The following is a 26,190-nucleotide window of genomic DNA, read 5'->3' as shown; positions in this document are numbered from 1 at the left end:
CGGTTTTCATGTCCGTCTCCAGGCCTTTCTGCCGCCACGAATGGAGGCTGTTAGATTCCTTTGATACGGTTGCTTGAAAAAGGTCGAAATGGAGCTGCCCGGGAGGGGGCGGGTTTCATCTGGGAGGAGTGGACGAAAAATGGGGTGGAAAATATCCTCGAGGGTAAGCGATATACTGGAGAAGGCGGGGGGCTTTGAAGGAATCAGCCGGGAGGATGCGGGTTTTCTTCTAAGGCTTGATCTTGAAGCGAGAGAGGTCTATGCGCTCATGGAAACCGCCAATCGGCTGTCCCGAGAGCAGTTTGGAAAGAAGGGGGAGAACCATCTCCACATCGGGGTCAATGTGGCGCCCTGTCCCTTCAACTGCGCCTTCTGTTCCCTGACAGAGCATGCCGGGATCTTCAAGGAAGATGTGGACTTTACAGAAGACGCTATCCTGGCGTGGGCCAGAATGGGAGAGGCCCAGTCTGCGGATGCCCTCAACCTGATGACCACAGGCACATTTTCCTTCGAGCGGCTCCTGGAGATCGGAAGGCTTCTCAAAAAGGAGGTCAGGGTTCCTCTTGTGGCCAACACCCGCGACATCACCCATCGGGAAGGGGAGCGGCTCCTGGAGGCCGGTTTCGTCGGGGCCTATCATGCCGTCCGGCTGGGCGAAGGGGTGGACACCCCTTTCAAGAGAGAGAAGCGCATTCAAACCATCCGGGTCCTCAACGACGTGGGGCTGCTGTGGATGAACTGCATCGAACCGGTGGGGCCGGAGCATGCCCTGGACGAGATCGTCGATCTGATGTTCCTGGCAAGAAGATATGGGGCCGTTTACAGCGGGGTCATGCGGCGCATCAATTTCCCGGGGTCGCCCATGGAACGGTTCGGGATGATCACGGAGCGGGAGATGGCGCGGATGGTGGCGGTCAGCCGGTTGGTGATGGGGGATGTGCCGCGCGCCCACTGCACCCACGAACCGCACTCGGCATCGTCGATGGCAGGGGCCAACCTCTTTTTCCCGGAAGTGGGCGCCAGCCCCAGGGATGGAACGGCGGACACGGGAAAGGGCCGGGGGAAAAGCCTCTCGGTTTGCAGCGAGATCCTGAGAGAGATGGGATGGGATCCGCACTTGCCGTCTAACTGCTTTCCCGCAGTCGCTGCCCGGTAAGGAATCGGTCTGTCAGGGTTCGAGGATGTTTGCGCAGAGAATGATCTCGGGACGGAAATCCGAACGGCTCGCAGGAGGTGAATATCATGCGTCGGCCAACCGCAGTTTTTGGAATATTGCTTGGGGTCGCCGCTATTTTAGTGATGGCCTCCTCCGGGTCTCGGGCGGAAGACATCCGGGTGGGCACCTGGAAAACGCCCCAAACCATACAGCCCTTCTTTTATGGGCGGTTTTTTCCCGCGAACCAGAAGGTGACGGTCTATTCTTTCACCAATCCGGCCGACCAGAAGACGGCCCTCCTGGCCGGGAGCCTCGATATGTGCGGGACGACGCTGGCGCATGCAATCCATTCGGCCTCACTGGGTCAACCCGTGGTGGTGGTCGCAGCCCTGTGCAACAAGAGCTCGGCTCTGGTGGTCAAAAAGGGGGGACCGATCAAGAAGGTTGGAGACCTTATCGGGAAAAAGATCGGTTACGTTCCAGGAACCATGCACGAGATCCTGCTGAGGGGACTCCTGACCCGCAACGGTCTTTCTCCTGAAAAAGACGTCTTTCTGACCCGCGTGGATTTTTTCGACATGGGGATTGCCCTGGCAAGGGGCGGTATCGACGCCTTTCTCTCCGGCGAGCCGCTTCCGAGCCTTGCCGTTGCCCAAGGATACGGTAAAATCCTCGCCTATCCTTACTATGACGAGTCGATCGGTGCCATCAATGCCGGGATGCTGGTGCGGCGGGATACCATTGAAACGGATCCGGAGCGGATTCTCAGACTGGTCAGGGCGCACGCGCAGGCTACCCAATACCTTCAATCCCATCCCGAGGTCTGGCTTCAAAAGGCCGTGTCTTTCGGCACGGAGCGGAATATCCTGGAACAGGCCGCGGCCAACATCGAGTTGGCTTGGGACATGGACGCTGATTTTGTCCGGAAGGCCAGTGCGCTGGGGGAACGGATGGAAGCCCTCGGAATCATCCGAGAGCAGCCTGATTACGAGCGGCTTTTCGATCTGTCATTCGTGAAACGGGTGGTGAAATGATAGTGTTTGATGGCAGGAAGACCGTTAACCCAACCGGGTGGTTTCTGCCCTGGGTGATCCCTGCTCTCTTCTGTTTTCTCTGGTGGGCGGTGAGCGCCACGGGGCTGATGCCTGCCTATCTGTTGCCTTCCCCCAGGGCTATCGTCGAGGGCGGCTATGCATACATCCTGGGGGCGCCCGAAGGAGGCCCTTATGCCGGCCGATTTGTCAAGGACTTGGTGGCAAGCCTCTGGCGGGTGTTTTGCGGTTTTTCGCTTGCTGTGGCCTTTGGTATGCCTCTCGGGATTCTTTCGGGGCGTTTGTGGATTGTCCAGCGGCTCACAGGCACGACCGTCAATGCGTTGCGGGCCGTCCCCGGCATTACCTGGCTGCCGCTGGCCCTGGTCTGGTTCGGCATCGGGATGAAAACCACCGTTTTCCTGGTGGCCCTGGCCGCGTTTTTCCCGGTCTTCCTGAATGCGGCTGCGGGGGCCAGGCAGGTGAACCCGCTTCTTCTTCAAGCAGGTGCCATGATGGGCGTCAAGAGGGTGAGGGGCACCTTTGCCATCCTTCTCCCCGGGGCCATGCCCCATATCATGACCGGGCTGCGTTTGGGATTGGGGATCTCCTGGGCCTATCTGGTCCTGGGGGAGCTGACCGGGGTCCCGAACGGGCTGGGCGCGGTGATCATGGATGCCCGGATGCTCGGGCGCATTGACATGATCGTGGTGGGGATCATCGTGATCGCTGTCATGGGGCGGATCACGGATAAGCTGCTTCAGGGCGGGTTGCGTCTGTGCTTCAAGAGCGCGAGGAGGATGACATGAGGACGCGCCTGAAGGCGGTGGCTGGAAACCGGCCTGCACCAAGAAGGGAGGAGATCCTCAAGCTCGAGCGCATTTCGAAGGGGTTCCACACGGCCGGCGGGTACCTTTCGGTCCTGGAGGATGTGGGCTTTCAGGCGGAAAGCGGGGAGTTGGTTTCGATTCTCGGCAGGAGCGGATGCGGAAAGTCGACCTTGCTGAAGATTGTGGCGGGCTTTGTCTCTCCGAGTTCCGGGAAGGTGCTGCTGAACGGAATACCGGTGAAAGGGCCGGGCCCGGACCGCTGTGTCATTTTTCAGGAGGATGCCCTGTTTCCCTGGTTGACGGTGGGAGAGAATATCGCCTTTGGTTTGAAAGGGCGGAAACAGTCCCGTAAGGCCAAGGCTGGAGAGGTGAGTCGTTTCCTGAATTTGGTCGGGTTGAGCGAGTTCAGGGATTATCTCCCCAGTGAGATCTCCGGGGGCATGAAACAACGGGTGGCGCTGGCCAGGGTGCTTATCCTGGAGCCCGAAGTGCTGCTCATGGACGAGCCGTTTGCTTCTCTGGATGCCCAAAGCCGCGAAGAGATGCAGCACCTCCTCCTGACGCTGTGGCAGGAACTGGGCCACACGATTCTTTTTGTAACGCACGATGTCAGCGAGGCCGTGATCCTGGCGGACAGGACTCTTCTCATGAGCAAGAATCCCGGTCGGATCCGTGAAGACATCCCTGTGAATCTGCCGCGGCCACGGGAAAGGGAAAGCGCCGCCTTCGCGGGCCTCAGTCGAAGGCTGCATGCAGCGCTTCGGGATTAGCTCGTTTCCATCCGGAAATGGTCTTTTTTGCCAATCTCGGCGTCAATCTGCACGTTTGCTTGTGCGGCGACCACCAGGTCGCCTCCGCGCAAACGCTTGATTTCCTTGATATTGGCAAAAAATCCTCATTTCCGGATTGGAAACTGGGTTCTATAGGGAAATCATTTCCGTTCCATAAGGTGTTTTTATCGACCGGCTTGTTCATCTTTGATTATTCATACCGATGATCGTCAATCGCCGCTCTTGGCTCCTCGCTTGCCGATGGCGTAGGTTCCGCCCTTGCCTATGAAGGGGAGAGCGATCATCCAGGGAAGGGTCAGGCGGGATGGGTCCCTGAACTGGTTCAGGCCGATGGTCATCTGTTCGTGGCCTTTCGTGGGTTGGGGTTTGTACGTTCCACACAGACGATCCCACCACGGAAGGTTGAAGCCGAAGTTGGAGTTGGTTTCATTGGGGAAGACCGAGTGATGGACGCGGTGCATATCCGGGGTGACTACCAGGAGCCGCAGCACACGGTCGATCCCCAGTGGGATGAAGAAGTTGCCGTGGTTGAACATCGCCATCCCGTTGAGGATGATCTCGAAAATGATGACGCCCAGCGGAGGGGCGCCCAGAATAATGATGGCCCCGGCCTTGATTCCTAGGGAAATGACGATCTCGATGGGATGAAAGCGGTTTCCGGTGGTCAGGTCGTAGTCCATGTCTGCGTGGTGCATCATGTGCAGGCGCCAAAGCACCGGGACCGCGTGAAACATGACGTGCTGCATGTAGATGACAAAGTCCAGGACGATGATGGTCAGCACCACCTCCAGCCAGAAAGGCCACTGGAAATATTGGAAGATCCCCCAACCCTGGTGTCCGACCCAGATGGAGATCCCAACCGCCCCGGCAGGAAACACAACCCTCAGCAAAGCGGTGCTGATGAAGACGATGCCGATATTTCCTATCCAGCGAGATAGCTTGGAGGTGGTCAGGATGCGCCGGGGTGCGAGCAGTTCCGCCAGGGCCACAGCCAGAAAGATCCCAACGAAAAAGGCCATCCGGATGGTAGGTTCATGGGCGGTTACGAATTCTGTCATTTCTTCCGCTCCTTGCTGATCTCTCGTCATGATCCGGTTTGGATCTGCGGGCGGGCGATGGATCCAAACTAGGGTGGCAGGAGGATTTTGAAAGTCTTCGATCGCTGCGCCGAGAGGACCGGGCTGCAATATGCAGGCACAGCAAGGCCCGAAATACGTCTCATTTCGTTATCGGCGGCAGCGTTCATCGCTCCCATGTTCCAGCGGTTATGTCGTAACGAGTTGCAGCCCTTTTTTATCGATCTCATTTAATGAATTTTAATGCCTCTATGCCATGAAACAAGGTGCCCCTCATCTTTTGATTTTTGCGCGATACCCTGAGCCGGGGAAGGTCAAGACCCGCCTCGTTTCAGCGCTGACGCCGCAGGTGGCCGCCAGGCTTCACCGCCGCATGACCGAGGCCGTCGTGAAAATTGCGCGGGCGGCCCGGAGGGCGGCGGTCACCCGTGGGGAAATGCCGGTCACCATTTGGTATACCGGAGCACGGCGGAGGGATTTCCGGGCCTGGCTGGGGACCGATCTCGGTTTCGCGGAGCAGGCCTCAGGGGATTGCGATCTCGGCGTCCGCATGCTCGATGCCTTCGAAGCGGCCTTTCAGAGTGGAGCCGGGGCGGTGATCGGCGTCGGGTCCGATATCCCCGGCCTGACCTCCGAGATCCTCGAACAGGCTGTTGAAGGCCTTCGGTCTAAGAATACGGTTGTGGGACGTGCTGCTGACGGTGGGTACTACCTCATCGGGATGAAGTCGGTGCATCCCTCGCTTTTTGAGGGGATTGACTGGGGAACCGGCCGCGTTTACGCCCAGACGTGTGAAAGGATCCGTCGTCTCGGTTTGAGTGTAGCGGATTTACCGCCTCTACGGGATGTGGATCGGCCCGAGGATTTGGATGTCGTTCAATACGACCCTCGTTTCTCGGATGTCTTTTCGGGGAAATCTCTGATCTCCGTCATTATTCCCACCCTCGAGGAATCTGGCACGATTGGGCGTTTGCTCAAATGTCTTGGGCGATCGGCGGGGATCGAGCGGATCGTGGTTGACGGCGGAAGCTGCGATCGGACCCGCCAGATTGCCGCGCGGGATGGGGCCAAGGTGTTGACGGTGTCCGGCGGGCGGGCCTTGCAGTTGAATGCAGGGGCCGCTGTAGCCCGTGGAAGAATCCTGCTCTTTCTCCATGCCGACACCCTCCCGCCTCGTGGATGCGCCGAGGCGATATGCGCCGCCCTGGATCGTCCGGCGACGGTGGCAGGGGCATTCCGGTTCAAGACCGACGATCCGAGGGCCGTGATGCGCCTGGTGGAACGGGTGACGCACATCCGGTCCGCGCTTTTTCAGATGCCTTACGGCGACCAGGGGATCTTTATGGAGAAGCGGGTTTTCGAGGAACTGGGCGCCTTTAAACCCATGCCGATCATGGAGGATTTCGAACTGGTGCGGCGCCTCCACAGGCGAGGCAGGATTGTAACGCTCTCTGAGGCTGCCATCACCTCGGCCAGGCGTTGGCAACGTCTTGGCGTCATACGCACGACCCTTCTAAATCAGGTCATGATTGCGGGCTTCCTGGCCGGTATGCCGATCCAAAATCTGCACCGTCTCTATACCGGTTCACTCCATTGAGCACGAAACCCATATTCGGGAATTTCAGGATGCGCCGGCCAACTGCAGGCTGGGGAAAAACTCACTCGTCCCCTGATTCATCCTCTTCATGCTGTAAACCGGAGGGTGTATTCGGCTGCGGCAGGATGCCCGTATCCTGCGAAAAGTCATCCTGACGGGGCATTATCCTGCCTCTCTTCGATTCATTTCTTGATCCAGGACTTGGCGGTTTCTTTACTGGGGTTTTTGTCGATCGACTTCACTTCACCGTCCACATTTTCGGATCGGGAACCGGGGTGTGCAGGGTAAATCATTTCCGGATGCAAACTGTTCATAATTCGTATCCATCCGGAAATGATTTCGCGGTAGAACTCAGTTTCCGATCCGGAAATGAGGATTTTTCTTCACCGCTTCGCAGCTCAGTCTCACCGCTATGCGGCGGGTCCCGGTTTGGCCAATATCAAGGAAATCAAGTGTTTGCGCGGAGGCGACCTGGTGGTCGCCGCACAAGCAAACGTGCAGATTGACGCCGAGATTGGCCAAGAATCCTCATTGCCGGATGGAAACTAATTCGCAATTTAACGATATGAAAAGGTCGAAAAAATCACGCGCCGCAGATATTCTCCCTTCGAATTTCCGGTAGGTGCATGTACAACTCCGTAAGCCCAGGTGCTTCCTCGAGCCAGTGCTCGAGGTTCCGCAGCATGGCGGCCGCGTACGGGTTGGGCGGGTCCGCAAGCAAGCTGTAGTTGACCCAAAGCCCCTCCTTACTCCAGGTGACAAGGCTCGCTTCCTCTAGAATTCTCAAATGTTTGCTGACCGTAGACTGAGCCAGATCCAGAGCGGCCTGGAGTTCGCATACACACATGACACGCCTCTGCAGAAGCTTCAGGACCGTTACCCGGTTCGGGTCGGAAAGGGCCTTCATCACCTTGATGAAATCTTTCATGGGGCCTCCATATCGTTAATCAGCAATATAGTGCCAGGGCGGTGGTCTGTCAAACGGAATAATCGCTTGATCCCTTTGTTTTTGCAGGGATGCAAAAAAATGGCTGAAAGATCCGATCCCCTGCAAACCGCTTAGGCTGGCACCCATTCCGGGATTCATCGGTTGCTCGAAGCTCGAGGGGGAGGAAAAGGAAATTTTGCCCCTTCATTTCAGTTGATATTTCTAAAGAGCGCTGCCTCGTTTAATCCTTGCATTTTGAGTCTCAAGTGGTAGGTTTAGAATGGAAAAACGGTGTACACAAAAAATTCTCTATTATTTAGTATCCATCCGGAAATGATTTCCCTATAGAACCCAGTTTCCAATCCGGAAACGAGGAGTTTTGGCCAATATCAAGGAAATCAAGTGTTTGCGCGGAGGCGACCTGGTGGTCGCCGCACAAGCAAACGTGCAGATTGACGCCGAGATTGGCCAAAAAGACCATTTCCGGATGGAAACTATTTAGTATGCTATCTTGGTCCATCTTCTGAAGAACAGATTCTTTCAAGGGTATTTTTGTTGGTCCGACCCATAGAGAAAGGGAGTTATGTTAAGCACGAGAGTTTGCGATGTTTTGGGAATCCGCTACCCCATCCTGCAGGGGGGAATGGCGTGGATTACCGGGTGGGAAATGGCAGCCGCGGTTTCGAAAGCCGGCGGATTGGGGACGATCGCCGCCGCCACCATGGAGCCTGACGAGTTGGTCGATCATATACGGAAAATCAGGGAGGCCACCTCTCTCCCGTTTGCGGTGAACATCCCGCTCAGGCTTCCATCTTCGAAGGAGGCGGTGGAGATCGCGATCGAAGAGCGGGTCCCGGTTGTGGTCTCTTCAGCGGGGGACCCTGTTCAGTATACCGAGCGGTTCAGGGCGGCCGGGATCAAGATATTCCAGGTCGCCTTCACCCTCGAAATGATCAAGCGGTGCAACGAGGCCGGCGTGGATGGGATCATCGCCATGGGCATGGAAGGTGGCGGAAACATCAGCCCATCCGAGATCTCCACATTTGTCCTGGTTCGGGAGGCGACTCAGATAAGCGACTTGCCCGTTGTTGCCGCTGGTGGAATCGCCGATGGGAAGGGATTGGTTGCGGCGTTTGCCCTCGGAGCTGAAGGAATCCAGATGGGTACCCGGTTTCTGGCGATTCGGGAGGCCACCCTCCACGATAACTACAAGCAGGCCGTGTGCAACGCCCTCGACTCGGATACAGCGGTCACCGGCAGAACCACCGGCCTCCAGTTCCGGGTTCTCAAGAACCAGTTGGTGCAAAAGGTCCTTCAAATGGAGATGGAGGGGAAGGACAAGCACGAGATCGACGGTTTTACGATCGGCTCCCTTCGGAAGGCCGCGGTATTGGGCGACATGGAGTGGGGGTCGGTGATGATGGGACAGGTCGCCGGACTGATCAAAGGCGTGCGCCCGGTTGCGGAGCTGCTGCAGGATATCATGACGGAGGCCGAAGGCGAGATCGGACGCCTCTCGCGCTATGTCGCCTGACGGATTGTCATGGTTGAGACGTGCCGAGTGTCTCTGACATATCTGGAGTATTTTGACCCTCAAATGGTGCTTCTAAGCGTTGAGAAGGACTTTTTTGGAGGATTTTATCTTTTATTTGCAGTAGTTTATCTTGGTCCGACCCCACCGTTAAACCCCACCGTTAACTCCACCGTTAACTCCACCGTTACGCCGCGCTATGATTGTTTGCACTCAAGGTCACAGACGGCTGGTTCAGATTCGACTTTGACCTCCAAAAGGGGCGTTTAAGCTGGAAAAAAGCTCTGCTTAGAGTGCTTTATCTCATTTTTTCAGCTACTTCGCTTGGTCCGACCCCACTTTACTTTCACTGGACATGTTATATCATATTTGATATATGAAAGAGCAGTGTTTGACGCCTCTAACGACAAGTGGGAAAGTCATTATCGAGGAAAGGCGATGCGAATGAAAAAGATTTCACTGAACGTGAACGGAAGACGGTATCAGTTTGTCGTTGATGCGGAGAGGGTGCTTCTAGATCTGTTGCGGGAGGATCTGCATCTGATCGGGGCGAAGCAGGGCTGCGATCGCAAGGGGCAGTGCGGGGCGTGCACGGTTCTGGTCAACGGCAAGGCGACGCGCTCCTGCTTGAGCAGGGTGACGGATCTCGACGGAGCCGAGGTGGTGACGGTGGAGGGTCTCGGTACGCCGGATAATCCTCACCCGATCCAGGAGGCTTTTGTCCTTTCGGGGGCTGTGCAGTGCGGATTTTGCACCCCGGGGATGGTTATGTCGACGAAAGGCCTTCTCGATCGGAACCCTGATCCCGGCAGGGAGGAAATGAAGAAGGCCTTTGCCAGGAACTTATGCCGCTGTACGGGATATGCGAAGATCATCGATGCCGTGAAGCTGGCTGCCCGGTTTCTCCGCCACGAGACCTCGCCCGATGAGGTCAGACCCCCGCTCGACGGCGCCATGCTGGGGGTTTCCCATCCGCGGCCCTCGGCTATGATCAAGGCCTGCGGGGTGGCAGAATTTGCGGCGGATATCAGGATGCAGGGTGCGGCTGAGTTGGCCGTTGTTCGAAGTACGGAGCATCACGCGAAAATCCTGTCGATTGACGCTTCTGAAGCCGAAAAGATGCCCGGGGTCATCGGGGTCATGAGGGCTCACGATATTCACGGCACCAACAGGATCAAATTTATAGTCGATGATCAGCCCGTTCTTTGTGATGACAAGGTCCGATGTCTGGGGGATCCCATTGCCGTCGTGGCGGCCGGGACGTTGGCCCAGGCGCAGGCCGCGGCGGGCGCGGTAAAGGTGCACTACGAACCTCTGCCGGTTATGCTGAGCCCTCTGGAGGCCCTTGCGGAGGGTGCTTTGCGGGTCCATGACGCCTATCCCAACCTCTGTTATCGACAGCCTCAGATCAAAGGAGACGCGAAGCGGGCTTTCACGGAGGCGGCGGCGGTGGTCGAGGCGGAGTTCCAGACACAGATGAACCACCAGGCCCCGCTCGAACCGGAGGCCTGCATCGCCTACCTCGAGGGGGAGGGGGAAGATGCCGTACTCGTGGTGATCGGGCGGAGCATCATGATCCACTCGCACAAGGCGATGCTGCAGGGGGCACTCGGATGGAAGAATATCCGCTACGAGGAAGCTTACAGCGGGGGGCAGTTCGGGATCAAGATCGCCATCACTTCGGAAGGGATCGCAGGGGCGGCGGCGCTCCATTTCAGACGGCCCGTACGATATGTTCCCAGTCTCCAGGAATCCATGCTGATGACGACCAAGCGCCATCCGTTCAGCATGAAGGTCAAACTGGCGGCCGGAGCAGATGGCCGGCTGACGGCCTATGCCAATGACTTCACGGTGGACAACGGGGCCTATATGATCATCGGCAGCACTGTAATCAGACGGGCCTTGAGCATGCTATCCGGGGTCTATGATATCCCCAATGTCGACGTCATGGCGCGGCTCGTGTATACCAACAATCCGGCGGGTGGCGCCGCACGGGGTGCCGGGCCCCCCCAGGTCAATTTTGCCCTGGAATCCGCTGTGGACATGCTGGCGGAAAAGCTCGGAATCGATCCGCTCGAATTCCGGCTGAAGAATTCGCTTCTGTCCGGTCAGACCGTGTCCACCGGGGCTACGGTGGAGCAGTGGACATTCCCGGATATCTGTAAACTCATTCAGCCTCACTATGAGCGCGCCAGAAAGGAGGCTGCCGCTTTCAAAGACGGCCCTATCAAACGGGGAGTCGGCCTGGCCGCTCACTCATATGGTATTGGGGCGCCCGGGGATACGGCCGAGGTGACTGTGGAACTCGTGCCGGACGGCGGTGTGACGATTTTTGCGGCAGCGGCGGACCCCGGCGAAGGCAACGACTCGATGTTGACCCAGATCGCCGCCCACCTGCTGAAACTGCCCCTGAAAATGGTCCGGCTGGTTGCGCGGGATACAGATCAAACCACTCAAACGGGACCGGCGTCAGGCAGCAGAATCACGTACATGGTCGGGGGTGCCTTGGTCGCGGCGGTTGAACAACTGAAGCAAAGCATGCAGCAGGCAGGTGCGGCGACATTCGAGGAACTCAAAGAGAAAGGAAAATCCATTCGCTACACAGGAAGAAAAACCGTACCGGCTGGAGCGCTCGACCCCCAGACAGGTCAGGGGCCGACTTTCGAGTCGCAGGTCCACAATATCCAGATGGCTGAAGTGGAGGTCGACACGGAAACGGGGGATGTGCGGGTCTTGAAAATGACCACGGCTGTAGATCCTGGACCGGTGATCAATCCGAAGAACCTGGAGGGGCAGCTCGAAGGCGGAATGGATCAGGGGGTGGGGTATGCCTTGAGGGAAGAATACATAGCCGGCAAGACCCGGGATTGGGTCACGTTCAAGTTCCCGACGATGAGAACCTCTTTTGATGTGGAAGTCATTACACCCCTTGAGACGCCGCGGAACAAGGGGACGCTCGGCTCAACCGGCATCGGGGAGATGACCATGGTGTCGACCGCCCCGGCGGTGATCAACGCCATCGAGGATGCCTGCGGCGTGAGGGTATTCAACCTCCCGGCTACCCCGGAAAAGATAAGGGCGGCGTTGGCGGAGGGTTGAGCCGCTGGATTGGAGGGAGGTTGTCTTCGACAGCGAAGCGTTGCTGTGCAACACCGAATAAAGGCCGCGGTATTTATTGGGCGACATGGAGCGGGGGTCGGTGATGATGGGACAGGTCGCCGGACTGATCAAAGGCGTGCGCCCGGTTGCGGAGTTGCTGCAGGATATCATGACGGAGGCCGAAGGCGAGATCAGGCGCCTTTCGCGCTATGTCGCCTGACGGGGCACTACGGCGATGAAGCGTCGGAGGGCTGGGGCCTCTTGCTCATTTTGACCCTTAAAAGGGGCTTTTAAGCTCTAAAAAAGCCTCTTTTTAACGGGTTTATTTTTTATTTACAGATACTTGGCTTGGTCCGACCCCACCACCTAGGGATTTGTAGAGGGTGACGTAGGCGGTGAGGAGGAGGGTGCGGGTTTGGGCGACGTTGAGTTCGGCGGGAAAGAGCTGTGATTCGGCGTCGAGAACGGTGAGGTAGGGGGTGTAGCCGCCGGTGTACTGCATGCGGGCGAGGCGGGCGTATTCGCGGAGGGCGGCGGCGAGGGCCTCGCGGGCCTCGAGTTCGTCGGAGAGCTTGCGGCGTGAGACGAGGGCGTTTTCGGTGTCCCTGAAGGCGCTCAGGATGGCGTTCCGGTAGGTTTCAAGGGCCGCGCGCTGCGCCGCTTCGGCCTGTTTGACCTGTCCCTTGACGGCGCCGGCGGTGAAGATCGGGCCGGTGACGGACCCGGAGTAGCTCCAGGTCTTGGAGGATCCCTGGAAAAGGTCCGAGAGTTCGGAGCTTTCGAAGCCGAGTGCGCCCGTCAGCGAGATGGTCGGGAAGTAGAGCGCCTTGGCGGCCCCGATCCGGGCGTTGGCGGCGATCAGGTTCTGTTCGGCCTGGGCCAGGTCCGGACGGCGTTCGAGCAGTTCGGAGGGCAGGCCGGCGGGTACGGCCGGGGGGACCAGTTGGAGGATGGATCGCCCCCGTTGGATAGGCCCGGGGTTCCGCCCAAGGAGGATCGACAGGACGTTTTCCGTTTGGGCGAGCTGGGATTCGATCTGAGGGATGGCTGCAGCAGCTGTTTGGTACTGGGAGCGAGCTTGTTCGACGATCAGCCTGGAGACCTGCCCGTGGCGGTGCTGCAGTTCGAAGAGCTCGACGGACTCCCCATAGGCCTCGCGGGTGCGCCGGGCGATGGCAAGCTGCTCATCGAGGCCGCGGAGCTGAATGTAGCCCTCGGCGACCGCCGACACGAGGGAGAGGATCACGCCCCGGTAGGCCTCTTCCGTCGCGAAGAGATCGGCCTGCGCGGCCTCCGACAGTCGGCGGATGCGCCCCCAGAGGTCGATCTCCCAAGAGGCGCCGGCGAAGACCTGGAACGAATCGCTGGGGTTTTCGATGAGGGAGGAGAGGGGGCCCGTGCCGAGTCCGCTCGTCTGTGCTCGGCCAGCGGCGGCGCCGTAGTCGGCCTGCGGGAAGAGCGGGGAGCGGACCTGCATGAGCACTGCGGCCGCCTGCTCGATGTTGGCCGCCGCGGCCTTGAGGGTGTGGTTGTTTGCCAGGGCGTCGGTGATCAGGGCGGCCAGCACCGGGTCATCGAAGCTCTTCCACCATTCGGTGTCGGCGGTCTGCTTTGCGTTTGCTTCCGCGTACCGGAAGGCCTGCGGGAGGTCGAGTTCCGGGCGCTGGTAGTCGGGGCCGGTCATGCAGCCCGCGAGCAGGAGTAGAGAGGCGAGAAAAAGGAAGCGGCGCATGTCAATTCACCTCCGGGTGCCGGTCCTCGGGAGGGGTTTCCACGGCTGTCGGCGGCGGTGTGTGTTTTGATGCGGAGCGTTCGCTCCAGCGGTCGAAGAGATAAAAGAAGAGGGGGACGTAGAGCATCGCCAGGGTGGCCTCTCCAATCATGCCGCCCATGATGCCGGTGCCGATCGAATGGCGGGCGTTGGCCCCGGCGCCTGTGGCGACGGCCAGGGGGAGCACCCCGAAGATGAAGGCGAGGGAGGTCATGATGATCGGCCGCAGCCGCTCCTCGCCTGCCTTGATGGTCGCCTCCATGACCGAGAGCCCCTGCTTGCGCAGTTCCACCGCGAAGGTGACCCGCAGGACCGCATTCTTCGCGCCCAGCCCGATCAGCACCAGCAGCCCGATCTGGAAGTAGACGTTGTTCTCGAGCCCGCGCATCCAGTTGAACGCGAGGGCCCCGAGGACCCCGAAGGGGACGGCCGTCATGACCGACCCGGGAAGGGTCCAGGACTCGAACTGCGCGGCGAGGACCAGGAAAACGATGATCAGGCCGAAGGCGAAGGCGGCCGTCGAGGTCCCGCCCGATTGCCTCTCCTCGTACGCCATCCCAGACCAGGCAAAACTGTAACCCTCCGGAAAGACCTCGGCGGCGACCTGCTCCATGGCGGCGATCGCATCCCCGGAGCTGTACCCTGGCGCGGCCGAGCCCGTGACCTGGGCGGCGGGGAAGCCGTTGAAATGAGGCACCATGTCAGGCCCGCTCACGTAGCGGGTCGTCACGACGGCTGAGAGCGGTATCATCTCCCCATTGTTGGAGCGTGTGTAGAGGCGGGTGATATCCGCGGGCTCGCGCCGGAAGGGGGCGTCGGATTGAAGCACGACGTTCCAGACCCGACTGTACTGGTTGAACTGGCTGACGGTGATGGAGCCGAACTGGGCCTGGAGGGCGCTGTACACATCCTCGACCGGCAGGCCGAGCAGCATCGACTTGTCCCGGTCGACCTCGGCCTTCAGCTGTTGAGAGGCAGCCCGGAAGGTGGTGTTCAGTCCGGAGAGTTCCGGCCGCAGGCGAGCCTTGGCCAGGAAGTCCTGGGCGATCTCGTAAAGCCGCTCCGGATTGCCCGATCCTTTGTCCTGCACCCAGAACTCGAACCCGCCCGTGGTGCCGATGCCGGGGATCGCCGGCGGCGGGATGGGGATGAGGCGTCCGGTTTCGATGCCTCGGGCCTCGGCGTAGACCGATTGGAGGACCGCGCGGGCGTTCTCCTTGCGGGCGCGGTCGATCGACGAGTACCGCTCCTCGAAGTCTTCGAGGGTGACGAAGAAGGTGGCCGCATTGGGCTTGTACTGGCCGTCGATCAGGCTGAAGCCGTTGATGGCGCTGCGGACGGCGACGGCCGGGTTCGCGGCGAAGATCGCATCGATCTTGGTGGAGGTTTCGACGGTCCGCTGAAGGCTGGCCGCATCGGGCATCATCACCAGCCCCATCAGGTAGCCCTGGTCCTCGTTGGGGACGAAGCTTGTCGGCGTGGTGCGGAAGAGGTGTAGGAGCACCCCCATGAAGACGGCGAGCAGGAGGAAGGCGATGGCCATCCGCTTGATCATGAGGACCACCGCGTCGCCGAAGGCGAGGGTGAAGCGGTCGAAAAGCCGGTTGAACCAGGCGAAGGGCCCGCGGCGCGGGGGCGCCGAGTGCTTGAGCATCAGCCCGCACATGGCCGGGGTGAGCGTCAGGGCCACGAAGCCGGAAAGGGTCACCGAGATGACGATGGTGATCGCGAACTGCTTGTAGAGCTGCCCGGTGGTGCCTGGCAGGAAGGCCGCCGGGATGAAGACCGAGGCCATCACCAGCACCACGGCGACGAGGGAGGTGCCGATCTCGTCCATGGCCCGGATGGTCGCTTCCCTGGGCGCCAGGTTGTTCTTGGTCATGTTCCGTTCGACGTTTTCGACGACCACGATGGCGTCGTCGACCACCATCCCGATGGCGAGAACGATGCCGAAGAGTGTCAGCAGGTTGATCGAAAATCCCAGGGCAAGCATCCCGGGGAATGTGCCGATGAGCGCCACGAAGATCGCCACCGTGCAGATGATCGTGGCCCGAAAGCTCTGGAGAAAAAGGTAAACGACCAGGACGACCAGCAGGATCGCCTCGAAAAGGGTGTGGATGACCTCTTTGATGGACAGGCGCACGAAGTCCGTGGTATCGAGGGCGATCAGGTAGTCGATGCCTTCCGGGAGCGTCCGCTTCATCTCCTCGAGGGTCTTGCGCACGGCCTTGGAAACCTCGAGCCCATTTGCGCCCGGCTGCTGATAGATGGCGATGAAGGTCGCGGGCTTCCCGTTCAGACGGGTGTCGTCGATGTAGAGCCTGCGGCCGACCTCGGCGCGGGCGACGTCCTTCAGGCGCACGATCGCGCTGCCTTCCTGCCCCGCGCGCAGGATGATGTTCTCGTATTCGGAAGGGCTCACGAACGGTGCTTCGGTCACCACCGGAAAGGTCAGCTGGACAGGGCCGTCAGTCGGCTGCTGACCCACCTGGCCGGCCCCGAAGAGGGCATTCTGTTTGGCCACGGCATTCTGGATATCGGTGGTCGTGATCCCGAGGGATGCCATCCGGTCCGGGTTCATCCAGATGCGCATGGCCTGGTCCGGGACGCCGAAGATCTGGGCCTGGCCGGCGCCGTTGACCCGTTTGATGGCATCGAGGATGTAGACGTTGGCGTAGTTGGTGACGTACTCCGGGCTGTACCGGCCCTCGTTGTCGGTCACCGCGACGATCATCAGCGTGCTGGAGGATTTCTTCTGCACCGAGACGCCATAGTTCACCACGGCCTCGGGGAGCTGAGGGGTTGCGAGGTTCACGCGGTTCTGGACCTGCACCTCGGCCATGTCCGGGTCGGTGTCGAGGCTGAAGTAGACGGTGATGGTCATCTGGCCGGTGCTGGAGCTTGTCGAGGTCATGTAGAGCATGTTGTCGACCCCGTTGATTTGTGCCTCGATGGGGGCCGCCACCGAGTCTCCGACCGTCTTGCTGTCGGCGCCCGGGTAGGTGGTGGTCACCTGGATCTGGACGGGGGTGATGGTCGGGTACTGGGAGACCGGCAGGGCGCTCATGGCCACCAGGCCGGCGATCACGATGATGAGGGAGACGACGGTGGCGAAGATCGGTCTTTCGATGAAGAATCTCGAGAACATGGGTGGACGCCCTCTCCGCCTAGCGGCCGCTCTTCGGTGGGTTGTTTCCGGCCTTGGACGATCCTCCCGGCCTCTCCTGATCGATCGGGTGGTTGACCTTCAAAGGGGTGCCGGGCCTGAGGGCGATCTCACCGTCTACCACGACGCGGTCCCCGGGGTGCAATCCCTCCGAGACGAGCCACTGATCCCCGTGCCATTCGCCCACCACGACCGGGCGCGTTTCGGCCTTGTCATCCTTGCCTTGAACCCATACGAAATGCCCCTTGGACGACTGCTGGACCGCGCGCTGAGGAACGAGTACCGCATCGGGGCGGACGGCTCCCTTCAGGTGAATGCGCACGTATTGATTGGGGTGTAGCTGACCGTCGGGGTTGTCGAAGGTTGCGCGGATCAGGAAGGTGCCCGTCTCGGCGCTGAAGGAGGGATCGGCGAAGGTCAGCTTGCCGGTATGCGGATAAAGCGAGCCGTCGGCCAGGATGATCTCGGCGGTGTAAGCCTCCGCTTCGGGTTCGATGAGCTGTCCCTTGCCGATCTGATCACGGGAGCGCAGCCAGTCGTTCTCGGAGACGCTGAAGTTCACATAGATCGGCGAGAGCACGGTGACCGTGGTCAGCTGGCTGTTCGTGAAGCTGAGATAGGTGCCGTCGGCCTGGTCCGCCGAACCGGAGATGCCCGTTACGGGCGAGGTGATGACCGTGTAAGAGAGGTCGAGTCTGGCCTGCTCGACGGCGGCCTTGGCCTGCTCGACGGCGGCGGCGGTGGACTGGTACTGGCCGGTCGCGTCGTCGAGGTCCTTCTGGGAGAGGGCGTCGGCGGCGGCGAGGGGCTTGACGCGGGCGAGGTTCCGGCGCGCGACCTCGTAGGCGGCCTGCTGGCGGGCGAGGGCGGCCTCGGCCTGTGCGAGCTGCGCTTTGAAAGGTTTTTGATCCATCTGGAAGAGGATTTCGCCCTCCTGGACGATGGTCCCCTCGGTGTAAACCCGCTTTTCGAGAAATCCGCTCACGCGCGCCTGGATGTTCACCTGCCGGGAGCTTTCCACCTGGGCGATGAATTCGAAGACGACGGGGACGTCCTGCGTCTTCACCGTGCTTACTGTGACGTTCACCGGCTGCTCTGCGGACTGGGCGCCTCCCGGATCCTGTTTCTTGCAGCCGAAGGCCGTGAGGGCAAACGACAGGGTCAGAATGGCAGAGAGCAAGCCCCGCCTGCGCCGCTTTCGGCGTGGGACGGGTAAAGATTCGAAATGGGATATGTTTACCACTATCATCCTCCGGTACAGGGAACCCGTGACGGTTGTCTCGAGGAAGGCGGGTGGATCGCGAATGGTTGGGTCTGCATACGGAAAACGTATTGTCGGACAAATTTAGGATCAAAAGGACACAAAAGGTCAAGGAAAAATTACGAAACTTCCATTTTTTTGTCGAGCGGTCAGAGTGGCTGCCGCAATTGGACAGGGGGCGCGCCCAGTCCCGGCGCTGCGGGTTCCCCGATTGAGCGATACCAAAAAAATGAATCCCTTGTGTCGATGGGACCTGTAGGGTTTGATCGAAGGAAACGTGCGGATTGATGTCGAAATCCGAAAAGAATCAGCGATTCGGGTTCGAAAAAAAATATGGTGAGGAGAGTTCTTGCTAAGGGTGTGTTTTCTGGGGTATAAATTTTCTCGGCATCCCATCCGGTGGAGCAGGTCTTATGCCTGAATATCAAGTGATTGTTTATCACGGTATCCTTGACCATGAGGTTGATTTTACAGAAAAGTTTTTTTCGCCGGATCATTTGTATCCATCAGGAAATGCTTTATCCAGCACGACCCGGTTTCCAATCCGGAAATGAGGATTTTTTCTTCGCACGCTTCGCGTGCTCAGTCCCACCGCTTCGCGGCGGGTCCCGGTTTGCCAATAGCAATGAAATCAAGCGTTTGCGCGGAGGCGACCTGGTGGTCGCCGCACAAGCAAACGTGCAGATTGACGCTGAGATTAGCAAAAAGGAACATTTTCGGATGGAAAATTTGGCAGTAAAGCTCGCGCAGCTGTTCGAGAAGTAAGATAAAGGTTCTTCTGAGTCTGAATTCGGCTCAAGAGCAGTTTGAAGAGAGAGGTAGTTATGGTTAAGACGAATATTCTCCTTGCCGATGATGAGGAATTGATTCGGAAATTTCTGACGCAGGCTTTGACAAAACATAAATATATGGTTTTTTCGGCATCCGACGGAGAAGAAGCGGTTCGTTTAGCGGGTGAGCATGAGATCGATATCGCCATTCTGGATATTTCTATGCCTATTATCGATGGGCTTGAAGCCAGTCGAAGGATTCAGGAAATCAATCCGTTGACGCAGATCCTCATAATCACTGGGCGGTCAGAAGCCAGCCTTTTGTTTGAAGCTTTTTCAAAACATGATATTTTCGATTATCTCTTTAAACCTCTCGAGCTTCATATGCTTTTGAAATCAGTCGAAGAATGCATCCAAAATCTTGATCGATTACGATTGGGTCAGGTGGTTGGGCGAAAAGAAGCTAATTTGCTGACTGCTTCAGGAGAATTATATCAAAATAAAAAATTCGAGCTTAGAGATTCTCAGCTGAAATTCAAAAACATAGTTGAGCACTCCAGGGACATGATTGTCATTGTACAGGACGAAAAGATTCAGTATGCAAATCCACGCGCTTTGGAAATTACTGGCTATTCAATTCAAGAGCTTGAAAAACTTACTTTGTCTGATGTTGTTTATCCCAGCGACTATCCTGTCATTATAAGCGCATATGAAAATCGATTATGGGAAAAATCTGTCCAATCATTGATCTCTTTCCGTATCCCTAAAAAGGATAAGAGCTTGGTTTGGGTGGAGATGAACCTTATCGGTACAACATGGCAGGAGAAGCCGGCTGTTCTGATTATATTGCGTGACATATCCGAGCGGATTCAATCTGAGAATGAGTTGCGGATCAGGGATTATGCGATCGCTTCTTCTTCTAATCCCGTTGCTTTTGCCGATTTGGAAGGTATTTTGACATATGCCAATCAAGCTTTTATCAATATTCTCGGTATGAAAGTTGAATCTGAAATCTTGGGGAAGCCGATTTGGGATTTCATTGGTTGTCCATTAGATGGCCAGTTGAGTGACGAAGCGAAAAAAGTGTCAGAGCTTCAGTCTTATTCCAGTGAAGCGGAAATCAAGCGAAGCGATGGTGCTCATCGTCATGTTCATTACACCATTAACTCTGTCGTCGATTCATCTAGCAAGCCTATTTGTCTGATGGTATATATTGTGGACATCACACATCAGAAGAATATGACAGATTTGATGCTACGGTCTGAGAAGCTATCAGCCTTAGGTCAATTTGCAGCTGGACTTGCGCACGAGCTCAAGAATCCTTTAGCCGTTATAAGTTCTTGTTCTCAATTTTGTCTGGATCACTTGTCCCCTGATAAGCTTTTGAAAGAGAATCTTCAAGTTATTTACCGTAACAGCCTGCGTGCCAATCGACTCATAGGGGAGCTTTTGAATTTTGCTCGTCCACCCCGTTTGGAATGGAAGGAAGTTGATATTCATGAGATTATTGAAAAGGCGATACGGATGGTAAATTTGGAACCTCGGTCTTATGACATCAATTATTTACTGAATTTTGATAAAGAAAACCCAAAAATTCTTGCCGATGAGGATAAGTTGGGGCAGGTGTTCGTTAATATTATTATCAATGCCGTTCAGTCATTTTCTTCCAAAGGGCAAATCATCATTAATACCCGTTTTCTGCCTTCCGAAGAAACCCTTCAGGTCGATATTGAGGACAATGGTCCGGGGATTCCGGACGAATACCGGCAGCGCATCTTCGATCCTTTCTTTACGACAAAGGACGGAGGTACGGGTCTTGGATTGAGCATCTGTCAGTCGATTATAGCAGAGCACGGGGGCGACATTGAGGTGGATTGCCCTAGCGGAGGCGGGACACGTATCTCCGTTCATTTCCCATATAACCGGTCGTTGCCGGAGGGGCGATAGGAGGGAGAAAATGATTTCAGTTCAAAATTGTGTTGGTGGAAGGAAGATACTGCTTGTCGATGATGATTGCGACTTTGTGTGGGCTACCGGAAATGTGCTCAAAGCCGCCGGTTATGAAGTGTTTGGCGCCGCCAATGGTGAAGCTGGGATTGGGATACTTGATGAGATGAAGCCTGACCTGGTGCTGTTGGATTATCATATGCCTGGGAAAGACGGGCTTTCTGTGGCGGAAGAAATGCTTCAAAGCGGATCGAAGCCCTCTATCATAATGGTCACCGCGTACGGTGAAGTCAAATCAGCTGTTAGAGCTATGAAGATGGGCGTTTATGATTACATCAGTAAACCGGTGGACAACAACGATCTTCTTTTTACCGTTCAACGAGCTATCGAAACCCGCGATCTGACCCAGGAAGTGCAGCATCTCAAGAAGGTCCTCAATGGACGATCTTCTCTGTACGAACTTATGGGATACGGCGATAGAATCCGAAACCTGGTTCAGCTGATTGAAAAGGTTGGCCCTACTTCGTTCAGTGTGTTGATCGAAGGTGAAAGCGGGGCTGGAAAGGAATTGGTGGCGCGGGCTATTCACGATTTGGGAGGGGGAGAAAACCGTCCTTTTGTAGCCGTCGATTGCGGAGCCATACCTGAATCTCTCATAGAAAGCGAACTGTTCGGCTACATGAAGGGGGCCTTTACCGGCGCCGGGCAGGATAAACCAGGCCAATTCGAGTTGGCCGAAGGGGGGACCCTCTTTTTGGACGAAATAGGGAATCTCCCTTATTCCGCTCAGCAGAAACTCTTGCGCGCGATGCAGGAAAGGACGGTCCAGAGATTGGGGGCGACGAAGACCCAGCCTTTCTCGGCTCGCATCATCGCGGCCACAAACAGGCCTTTGGAAAAACATATTGAATGTGGGGCGTTCCGCTCAGATCTCTACTTTCGGCTGAAAGAGTTCGTCATACGGGTTTCCCCCTTGAGGGAAAGGGCCGAGGATATCCCTCACCTGGCCAACCGCTTCATCAAAGAGGCCTCCCAGGAATTGGATAAACCGTGCAAAGGTCTTTCAAAGGCCGCCTTGCAAGTCCTTTCTACCTATGCCTGGCCTGGAAATGTCCGTGAGTTGCGTAATGTTATCCGGCAGGCGGTCCTCCTGTGCGAGCCCGACAACCTCCTTCACCCTGACCATTTTATGATGGATTGCGTCGCACCTCTCGCTAATGGAGTCCTGGATCCGATGCCCGCGGCTCCCGTGAATTATGACGGGGCTTCATTGAAGGAGAGCGTCAGGCTCGTAGCCGATTATGCGGAGCAGCGGATAATCATGCAGGCGTTGGCCGATGCCGGTGGTAATAAAAGCGAGGTTGCACGCAGGCTGTGCATTGATTACAAGACCCTGCTTCGAAAGATGAAAAAATGGGAGGAAGATTCCAACTTTTAAAATTCCCTACTATGGCATTTCTGCCCTAATTGGGGTCTGGATGCCCTACCACATCTTTCTTCCTAGGTTTCCCCCTCTGTTTGACCCAATCGCTGCCATTTCTTCCGAAGTATTTGGAATAACGCTGTAAACACTGCAAAAACTCACCGCCGACAGCTCCAACGTTCCTGCATATCATTCTTGGCACAGAACTGGCATATCTGATGAAATATCCTCATCAGTCCATCCGGAAATGATTATCCAGCAGAATCGCGTTTCCAACCCGGAAATGAGGATTTTTGGCCAGGATCTAATGATACCAGGTATTTGCGCGGGAACGACCTGGTGGTCGCCGCACAGGCAAACGCCCGGATTAGGGCTGAGATTGGCCAAAAAGACCATTGCCGGATGGAAACTCATTAGATGTTCAGCGAACATATTCGGGATAGGACTATGAGTAATGGTTTTCAAGTTTTGATCATCGAGGATTCAGAGGAGATGCTCTGGGTTATCGGCAATGTGCTGGAGACTGCGGGATTGGCCGTGGAGGCTGTAACCAATGGAAAGGATGCAATGGAAATTATAAAAAATCATCCTGAAATTCGTTTGATCCTCCTTAATTACGTTCTGCCGGACCATTGCGGATTGTCAATTTTCGAAGAAATCAAGACGCTGGGCTGTCGTGCTGAGGTGATCGGTATATCCGCCTTAGGGGAAACGCGATCCGCATTCTTGGAGAAAGGGGCCTATGCCTTTCTCGAGAAACCTTTCGACATTCGGGAGCTTGTCGAGCTTTGCAGGCAAGCCATAAACGGGGGCCGGAGGGCGGTTGACCTGGCCTTGTTCAAGTAAAAAAGAGAAAGGAGGTGAATGCAAATGGCGATGGAGAAATCGATGGCATCCTCCAGCTTGGCCGAGGTAGTGGACAGGATCCTCGACAAGGGTGTGGTTGTGGATGCGTGGGCCAGGGTTTCCCTGGTGGGCATCGAGCTCTTGGCGATTGAGGCTAGAGCGGTTGTGGCCGGCGTCGAAACCTACCTCAAGTACGCCGAAGCGGTAGGCCTTACGGCTGCTGCCTAAACAGCAGAGAACCAATCAGAATGTAAAAGGAAAGGAGAATCACAATGGCAATGGAAAAATCGATGGCATCCTCCAGCTTGGCTGAGGTGGTGGACAGGATTCTTGACAAGGGTGTGGTTGTGGATGCGTGGGCCAGGGTTTCCCTGGTGGGCATCGAGCTCTTGGCGATTGAGGCTAGAGCGGTTGTGGCCGGCGTCGAAACCTACCTCAAGTACGCTGAGGCGGTGGGCCTGACGGCAGCTGCATAAATACATTTATTGAAGGGAGATTGCCAGATATCCTGGAGGGTGTGAAGGCGCACGAGACCCCTTCGCAAGCGCAATAAATCTTAGCGCTGTGATATCTCAAGCATATCTGAAATCTCCGCAACGCACCGAAAGACCGTTACTAAACCTGACAGGTCTCCCTTCATTGGTTCTTATCGTAGGGTTTTGTGTCCGGTTTATTAACGGTTTTTTTATTGGTAGACGAATTAATGATGCCATCCAATTGTTATCATGATAAAAAGACTATATAATGGATGCTGATTATTGAAAGTGTTCATTTATAAGTTGAATATGATCGAAATTTGAGAGGATCCTGGAGGTTGTAGTAATGAAGTCAAGAGATGATCTGAAGCAATTTGCAGATGCTCTTCTCGACTCCTACGAGATGCGGGTCAATACCGTCAATTCTCTCATGGGACAGGCTTATGAAGCACTGAAGTGTTATCAGGTTGAAGTCCAGGATATGATCCTACGCTTACGGGATAATTTGGCGAAGGCGGAAAGTCTCAGAAAAAAAGATTTTGACCGAATGATAGAGGATGTAGCCACACGATGGAGGTCACACGCAGCGGACACCGAACAGATTTTTCACAGCTTCCAGGATCAGGAAAAAAAGATGGTCGATCGTCTTAGAATCCTTCTTTTGAGCGGGTCTTCGAATGGTTTGGAGGAGGTGCACGAGATTCGCACCGATCTGTCGAAGAAGCAGAAAGAAAGGGAAATCAAGATTCTTCATGCGCTCAAGCTGCTTCAGGTTGAACAGGAGGAACTGCGTACATCGTTGATGAGCCTTTTGTCAAAAGGGGAAAGCATCCGCATGAAGGATTTCAGAATGATGCTCAAGGCACTGAAGGCTCAGCAGAAAGAGAGAGAGGGAGGGCTGATCCGCATGATCGAAGATCTCAATCGCGTTCGTGAAGGAATTCAGAGCCGGTGGCGTACAATCGCTTGCGGAGCGGACCTTTTTCAGGGCTCTTGATCGAGGGCATCAGAGTAGTTTCCGCCAATCGGTGGAGAAAAGGTACATATCCATTCCGCCGATTCGCATAACCAATCGGAGAGACATCCTTGAGGTAGACCAGGTGTTAGTGATACCCCTCAGTCCGAAAGAAAAGTCTCAAGCATGTCCTGTACGGATGATGAAAGGACAAGGAGGGAAAAGATGCTACAAGATGATTTGAGGAGATTGGCGGAAGAGATTGCAGCGGCGCATGAAGAACGTATGAATGCCATGGATCGGATGAGGCAGGACATGGCCACGTCAAAGGCCCAGACACTGGAATTCATCTCGACTCTGGCCGAGAGTCGGAAGAGTATGGCGCAGGAGATGCTCGCTGGATTTGATCAAATTCGTGAAAATCGAAAAGAAGATGTCTCGACATTATGCAAGGCCACCCGTGATATGCTGGATGATATTTCCACAGCGCGGAAAGAATCAAGCGAGAAGCTACGGGATGAACTTGAGCAATTTTCATTGTTGCTTCAGCAGTACAAGGCCGACCTGGATGTGTCTGAAGCCGGCCGTAAGGAGCAGACACAAACTGAAATTGAAGATAGAAAGAAGCTGATTGCGGAACTTGGCGCAAAAACGAAGTCGCTGTTGAAGGAATTTGAAGAAACCCGAAAGGGAGTATCCGAGGCTCTGAGATTGAATCTTCAAGCCCTGAGACAGAGCCTGGTAGAGTTCAAAACCAGTTTGCAGAAAGCGGAAACAGAGCGCAAAGAGGGCGTTCAAGCGGAATTGAAGGAAAGCGCGGAATTTCTTAGGGCTATGCTGGCTGACGTTATTGCGGGGCTTCGCCGTTTCATGGAGGGTTTGGACGCTGCGGAAACAGAACGGAAAAAGGCGGACCGATCCGAGTTTGAAGAGATGGCGGCTGGACTCAGGGGAAGGCTTTCCGAGTTCCGAAGCAGTTTGACCGCATCTGTTTCTACGCTCTTAGGTGAATTGAATTCAGACCGGAGCAATGCTGCACGGATCTGGAAAGAGATCCTCTCCGCGGTTCAGTCCGGGAGGGCTGGCGAGTCGGTGGCTCCGGTCGAAGTCGCGGCGGAGGAAAAGGTCGGAACCGTCGAGGAGGTTTTGCAGTCTTCGCAATCCACCGAAAAAAAGGCGTCCGAACCGGTGGCCGAGGAGCCTGCAGAGGATTTACCTGCCGAAGAAGGAAGCGAAAGCTCACAAGAAGCTACGGAGTGGGGATCGGATTTTGAGGATCGAATCCTGGAATTGCTCAGAGAGCGTCCGCAGGGATTGAAAATGGTGGAGATCGCCGAAGAACTGGGTTTGGCTAATTGGCGTTCCCTTATCCCTGTGATTCGGGAGCTTTTAGAGAACGGGGATGTAAGGAAAGAGGACTCGAGCTATTTTATTGCCTGAGATTCCAAGATATTGGGGTAACACCAAGCGGCATCTCACGTAGACTCCAGGACACGCCTGATTTCTCCCCCATGCGCTGCCGTGCGGGGGAGAAAT

25 protein-coding genes are annotated in these 26,190 nt (G+C 56.3%); 16 read left to right on the top strand and 9 right to left on the bottom strand.

Going from position 1 to position 26,190, the window contains the following annotated elements; genetic code table 11:
• Positions 1-139: 139 nt before the first annotated feature.
• From ACZ500_RS06825 to ACZ500_RS06805, 5 genes are all read left to right on the top strand, one after another.
• Positions 140-1,156, top strand: coding sequence for a biotin synthase BioB (locus tag ACZ500_RS06825; protein ID WP_464231756.1), 1,017 nt, complete (start codon positions 140-142; stop codon positions 1,154-1,156).
• Positions 1,157-1,242: 86 nt separating this feature from the next.
• Positions 1,243-2,190 (top strand): ABC transporter substrate-binding protein, encoded by a 948-nt coding sequence (locus ACZ500_RS06820; protein WP_464231755.1) that lies wholly within the window; start codon positions 1,243-1,245, stop codon positions 2,188-2,190.
• Entirely contained in the window at positions 2,187-2,996 is an 810-nt protein-coding gene (locus tag ACZ500_RS06815; RefSeq protein ID WP_464231754.1) for an ABC transporter permease, read from the top strand. The genes ACZ500_RS06820 and ACZ500_RS06815 overlap by 4 nt, the downstream gene beginning before the upstream one ends.
• On the top strand, positions 2,993-3,787 hold the full coding sequence (locus tag ACZ500_RS06810) for an ABC transporter ATP-binding protein (protein WP_464231753.1): 795 nt from the start codon (positions 2,993-2,995) through the stop codon (positions 3,785-3,787). The genes ACZ500_RS06815 and ACZ500_RS06810 overlap by 4 nt, the downstream gene beginning before the upstream one ends.
• Positions 3,788-3,804: 17 nt before the next feature.
• Positions 3,805-4,014, top strand: coding sequence for a hypothetical protein (locus ACZ500_RS06805; protein ID WP_464231752.1), 210 nt, complete (start codon positions 3,805-3,807; stop codon positions 4,012-4,014).
• Positions 4,015-4,017: 3 nt separating this feature from the next.
• On the opposite strand, the gene ACZ500_RS06800 is transcribed toward ACZ500_RS06805, so the two are convergent.
• Positions 4,018-4,866: a sterol desaturase family protein gene (locus ACZ500_RS06800; protein ID WP_464231751.1), complete on the bottom strand. Its 849-nt coding sequence runs from the start codon at positions 4,864-4,866 to the stop codon at positions 4,018-4,020.
• Between the two features lie 274 nt (positions 4,867-5,140).
• Between ACZ500_RS06800 and ACZ500_RS06795 the strand changes: the two genes are divergently transcribed.
• Positions 5,141-6,481, top strand: coding sequence for a TIGR04283 family arsenosugar biosynthesis glycosyltransferase (locus ACZ500_RS06795; protein WP_464231750.1), 1,341 nt, complete (start codon positions 5,141-5,143; stop codon positions 6,479-6,481).
• Between the two features lie 351 nt (positions 6,482-6,832).
• Here ACZ500_RS06795 and ACZ500_RS06790 read toward each other — a convergent pair whose 3' ends face one another.
• From ACZ500_RS06790 to ACZ500_RS06780, 3 genes are all read right to left on the bottom strand, one after another.
• Positions 6,833-7,003 (bottom strand): hypothetical protein, encoded by a 171-nt coding sequence (locus tag ACZ500_RS06790; protein ID WP_464231749.1) that lies wholly within the window; start codon positions 7,001-7,003, stop codon positions 6,833-6,835.
• 61 nt (positions 7,004-7,064) lie between these two features.
• The gene (locus tag ACZ500_RS06785; protein WP_464231748.1) at positions 7,065-7,409 is read right to left on the bottom strand and encodes an ArsR/SmtB family transcription factor; all 345 of its coding nucleotides are present in this window, start codon (positions 7,407-7,409) and stop codon (positions 7,065-7,067) included.
• Between the two features lie 316 nt (positions 7,410-7,725).
• On the bottom strand, positions 7,726-7,890 hold the full coding sequence (locus tag ACZ500_RS06780) for a hypothetical protein (protein ID WP_464231747.1): 165 nt from the start codon (positions 7,888-7,890) through the stop codon (positions 7,726-7,728).
• 102 nt (positions 7,891-7,992) lie between these two features.
• On the opposite strand from ACZ500_RS06780, the gene ACZ500_RS06775 reads away from it, so the two are divergent.
• Together ACZ500_RS06775 and ACZ500_RS06770 are read left to right on the top strand one after the other, a co-directional pair.
• A complete protein-coding gene (locus ACZ500_RS06775; RefSeq protein ID WP_464231746.1) occupies positions 7,993-8,943 on the top strand; it encodes an NAD(P)H-dependent flavin oxidoreductase in 951 nt (316 codons plus the stop codon).
• Positions 8,944-9,384: 441 nt separating this feature from the next.
• Positions 9,385-12,039 carry a molybdopterin-dependent oxidoreductase gene (locus ACZ500_RS06770; protein ID WP_464231745.1) on the top strand — a complete coding sequence of 885 codons (2,655 nt, stop codon included), beginning with the start codon at positions 9,385-9,387 and terminating at the stop codon, positions 12,037-12,039.
• 322 nt (positions 12,040-12,361) lie between these two features.
• Here ACZ500_RS06770 and ACZ500_RS06765 read toward each other — a convergent pair whose 3' ends face one another.
• The 3 genes from ACZ500_RS06765 to ACZ500_RS06755 are packed head-to-tail and all read right to left on the bottom strand — an operon-like array spanning position 12,362 to position 18,156.
• Complete coding sequence (locus ACZ500_RS06765; RefSeq protein WP_464231744.1) at positions 12,362-13,771, bottom strand: efflux transporter outer membrane subunit; 1,410 nt, start codon at positions 13,769-13,771, stop codon at positions 12,362-12,364.
• Between the two features lies 1 nt (position 13,772).
• The gene (locus tag ACZ500_RS06760; RefSeq protein ID WP_464231743.1) at positions 13,773-16,958 is read right to left on the bottom strand and encodes an efflux RND transporter permease subunit; all 3,186 of its coding nucleotides are present in this window, start codon (positions 16,956-16,958) and stop codon (positions 13,773-13,775) included.
• 19 nt (positions 16,959-16,977) lie between these two features.
• The gene (locus ACZ500_RS06755; RefSeq protein WP_464231742.1) at positions 16,978-18,156 is read right to left on the bottom strand and encodes an efflux RND transporter periplasmic adaptor subunit; all 1,179 of its coding nucleotides are present in this window, start codon (positions 18,154-18,156) and stop codon (positions 16,978-16,980) included.
• Positions 18,157-18,650: 494 nt separating this feature from the next.
• Between ACZ500_RS06755 and ACZ500_RS06750 the strand changes: the two genes are divergently transcribed.
• Complete coding sequence (locus ACZ500_RS06750) at positions 18,651-18,791, top strand: hypothetical protein (RefSeq protein ID WP_464231741.1); 141 nt, start codon at positions 18,651-18,653, stop codon at positions 18,789-18,791.
• A gap of 28 nt (positions 18,792-18,819) precedes the next feature.
• On the opposite strand, the gene ACZ500_RS06745 is transcribed toward ACZ500_RS06750, so the two are convergent.
• Complete coding sequence (locus tag ACZ500_RS06745; protein WP_464231740.1) at positions 18,820-18,951, bottom strand: hypothetical protein; 132 nt, start codon at positions 18,949-18,951, stop codon at positions 18,820-18,822.
• 110 nt (positions 18,952-19,061) lie between these two features.
• Here ACZ500_RS06745 and ACZ500_RS06740 point away from each other — a divergent pair, with 110 nt between their 5' ends.
• Together ACZ500_RS06740 and ACZ500_RS06735 are read left to right on the top strand one after the other, a co-directional pair.
• The gene (locus ACZ500_RS06740; protein WP_464231739.1) at positions 19,062-20,954 is read left to right on the top strand and encodes a PAS domain S-box protein; all 1,893 of its coding nucleotides are present in this window, start codon (positions 19,062-19,064) and stop codon (positions 20,952-20,954) included.
• The gene (locus ACZ500_RS06735; RefSeq protein WP_464231738.1) at positions 20,872-22,392 is read left to right on the top strand and encodes a sigma-54-dependent transcriptional regulator; all 1,521 of its coding nucleotides are present in this window, start codon (positions 20,872-20,874) and stop codon (positions 22,390-22,392) included. Before ACZ500_RS06740 ends, ACZ500_RS06735 begins: the two co-directional genes overlap by 83 nt.
• Before the next feature lie 174 nt (positions 22,393-22,566).
• Here ACZ500_RS06735 and ACZ500_RS06730 read toward each other — a convergent pair whose 3' ends face one another.
• Positions 22,567-22,773: a hypothetical protein gene (locus ACZ500_RS06730; protein ID WP_464231737.1), complete on the bottom strand. Its 207-nt coding sequence runs from the start codon at positions 22,771-22,773 to the stop codon at positions 22,567-22,569.
• Positions 22,774-22,824: 51 nt separating this feature from the next.
• On the opposite strand from ACZ500_RS06730, the gene ACZ500_RS06725 reads away from it, so the two are divergent.
• From ACZ500_RS06725 to ACZ500_RS06705, 5 genes are all read left to right on the top strand, one after another.
• Positions 22,825-23,223, top strand: coding sequence for a response regulator (locus tag ACZ500_RS06725; RefSeq protein WP_464231736.1), 399 nt, complete (start codon positions 22,825-22,827; stop codon positions 23,221-23,223).
• A gap of 24 nt (positions 23,224-23,247) precedes the next feature.
• A complete protein-coding gene (gvpA, locus tag ACZ500_RS06720) occupies positions 23,248-23,451 on the top strand; it encodes a gas vesicle structural protein GvpA (RefSeq protein ID WP_464231735.1) in 204 nt (67 codons plus the stop codon).
• A 44-nt stretch (positions 23,452-23,495) separates the two neighbouring features.
• Complete coding sequence (gene gvpA, locus ACZ500_RS06715) at positions 23,496-23,699, top strand: gas vesicle structural protein GvpA (protein WP_464231735.1); 204 nt, start codon at positions 23,496-23,498, stop codon at positions 23,697-23,699.
• Between the two features lie 346 nt (positions 23,700-24,045).
• On the top strand, positions 24,046-24,696 hold the full coding sequence (locus tag ACZ500_RS06710) for a hypothetical protein (RefSeq protein WP_464231734.1): 651 nt from the start codon (positions 24,046-24,048) through the stop codon (positions 24,694-24,696).
• Between the two features lie 183 nt (positions 24,697-24,879).
• Positions 24,880-26,094 carry a hypothetical protein gene (locus tag ACZ500_RS06705; protein ID WP_464231733.1) on the top strand — a complete coding sequence of 405 codons (1,215 nt, stop codon included), beginning with the start codon at positions 24,880-24,882 and terminating at the stop codon, positions 26,092-26,094.
• The last annotated feature ends 96 nt before the right edge of the window (positions 26,095-26,190 follow it).

It is taken from the genome of Desulfatiglans parachlorophenolica (assembly GCF_055394735.1).
This window is presented reverse-complemented; position numbering and strand designations above follow the sequence as displayed.

What these genes read in the sequence shown, in the direction of transcription:
- ACZ500_RS06750 (WP_464231741.1), top strand. Translation starts at nt 18,651, where the DNA reads ATGCCTGAATATCAAGTGATTGTTTATCACGGTATCCTTGACCATGAG.
- ACZ500_RS06710 (WP_464231734.1), top strand. Translation starts at nt 24,046, where the DNA reads ATGAAGTCAAGAGATGATCTGAAGCAATTTGCAGATGCTCTTCTCGAC.
- ACZ500_RS06765 (WP_464231744.1), bottom strand. Translation starts at nt 13,771, where the DNA reads ATGCGCCGCTTCCTTTTTCTCGCCTCTCTACTCCTGCTCGCGGGCTGC.
- ACZ500_RS06760 (WP_464231743.1), bottom strand. Translation starts at nt 16,958, where the DNA reads ATGTTCTCGAGATTCTTCATCGAAAGACCGATCTTCGCCACCGTCGTC.
- ACZ500_RS06820 (WP_464231755.1), top strand. Translation starts at nt 1,243, where the DNA reads ATGCGTCGGCCAACCGCAGTTTTTGGAATATTGCTTGGGGTCGCCGCT.
- ACZ500_RS06810 (WP_464231753.1), top strand. Translation starts at nt 2,993, where the DNA reads ATGAGGACGCGCCTGAAGGCGGTGGCTGGAAACCGGCCTGCACCAAGA.
- ACZ500_RS06705 (WP_464231733.1), top strand. Translation starts at nt 24,880, where the DNA reads ATGCTACAAGATGATTTGAGGAGATTGGCGGAAGAGATTGCAGCGGCG.
- ACZ500_RS06815 (WP_464231754.1), top strand. Translation starts at nt 2,187, where the DNA reads ATGATAGTGTTTGATGGCAGGAAGACCGTTAACCCAACCGGGTGGTTT.
- ACZ500_RS06725 (WP_464231736.1), top strand. Translation starts at nt 22,825, where the DNA reads ATGAGTAATGGTTTTCAAGTTTTGATCATCGAGGATTCAGAGGAGATG.
- gvpA (WP_464231735.1), top strand. Translation starts at nt 23,248, where the DNA reads ATGGCGATGGAGAAATCGATGGCATCCTCCAGCTTGGCCGAGGTAGTG.
- ACZ500_RS06775 (WP_464231746.1), top strand. Translation starts at nt 7,993, where the DNA reads ATGTTAAGCACGAGAGTTTGCGATGTTTTGGGAATCCGCTACCCCATC.
- ACZ500_RS06785 (WP_464231748.1), bottom strand. Translation starts at nt 7,409, where the DNA reads ATGAAAGATTTCATCAAGGTGATGAAGGCCCTTTCCGACCCGAACCGG.
- ACZ500_RS06805 (WP_464231752.1), top strand. Translation starts at nt 3,805, where the DNA reads ATGGTCTTTTTTGCCAATCTCGGCGTCAATCTGCACGTTTGCTTGTGC.
- ACZ500_RS06745 (WP_464231740.1), bottom strand. Translation starts at nt 18,951, where the DNA reads ATGTTCCTTTTTGCTAATCTCAGCGTCAATCTGCACGTTTGCTTGTGC.
- ACZ500_RS06825 (WP_464231756.1), top strand. Translation starts at nt 140, where the DNA reads ATGGGGTGGAAAATATCCTCGAGGGTAAGCGATATACTGGAGAAGGCG.
- ACZ500_RS06770 (WP_464231745.1), top strand. Translation starts at nt 9,385, where the DNA reads ATGAAAAAGATTTCACTGAACGTGAACGGAAGACGGTATCAGTTTGTC.
- ACZ500_RS06730 (WP_464231737.1), bottom strand. Translation starts at nt 22,773, where the DNA reads ATGGTCTTTTTGGCCAATCTCAGCCCTAATCCGGGCGTTTGCCTGTGC.
- ACZ500_RS06740 (WP_464231739.1), top strand. Translation starts at nt 19,062, where the DNA reads ATGGTTAAGACGAATATTCTCCTTGCCGATGATGAGGAATTGATTCGG.
- ACZ500_RS06780 (WP_464231747.1), bottom strand. Translation starts at nt 7,890, where the DNA reads ATGGTCTTTTTGGCCAATCTCGGCGTCAATCTGCACGTTTGCTTGTGC.
- ACZ500_RS06800 (WP_464231751.1), bottom strand. Translation starts at nt 4,866, where the DNA reads ATGACAGAATTCGTAACCGCCCATGAACCTACCATCCGGATGGCCTTT.
- gvpA (WP_464231735.1), top strand. Translation starts at nt 23,496, where the DNA reads ATGGCAATGGAAAAATCGATGGCATCCTCCAGCTTGGCTGAGGTGGTG.
- ACZ500_RS06795 (WP_464231750.1), top strand. Translation starts at nt 5,141, where the DNA reads ATGAAACAAGGTGCCCCTCATCTTTTGATTTTTGCGCGATACCCTGAG.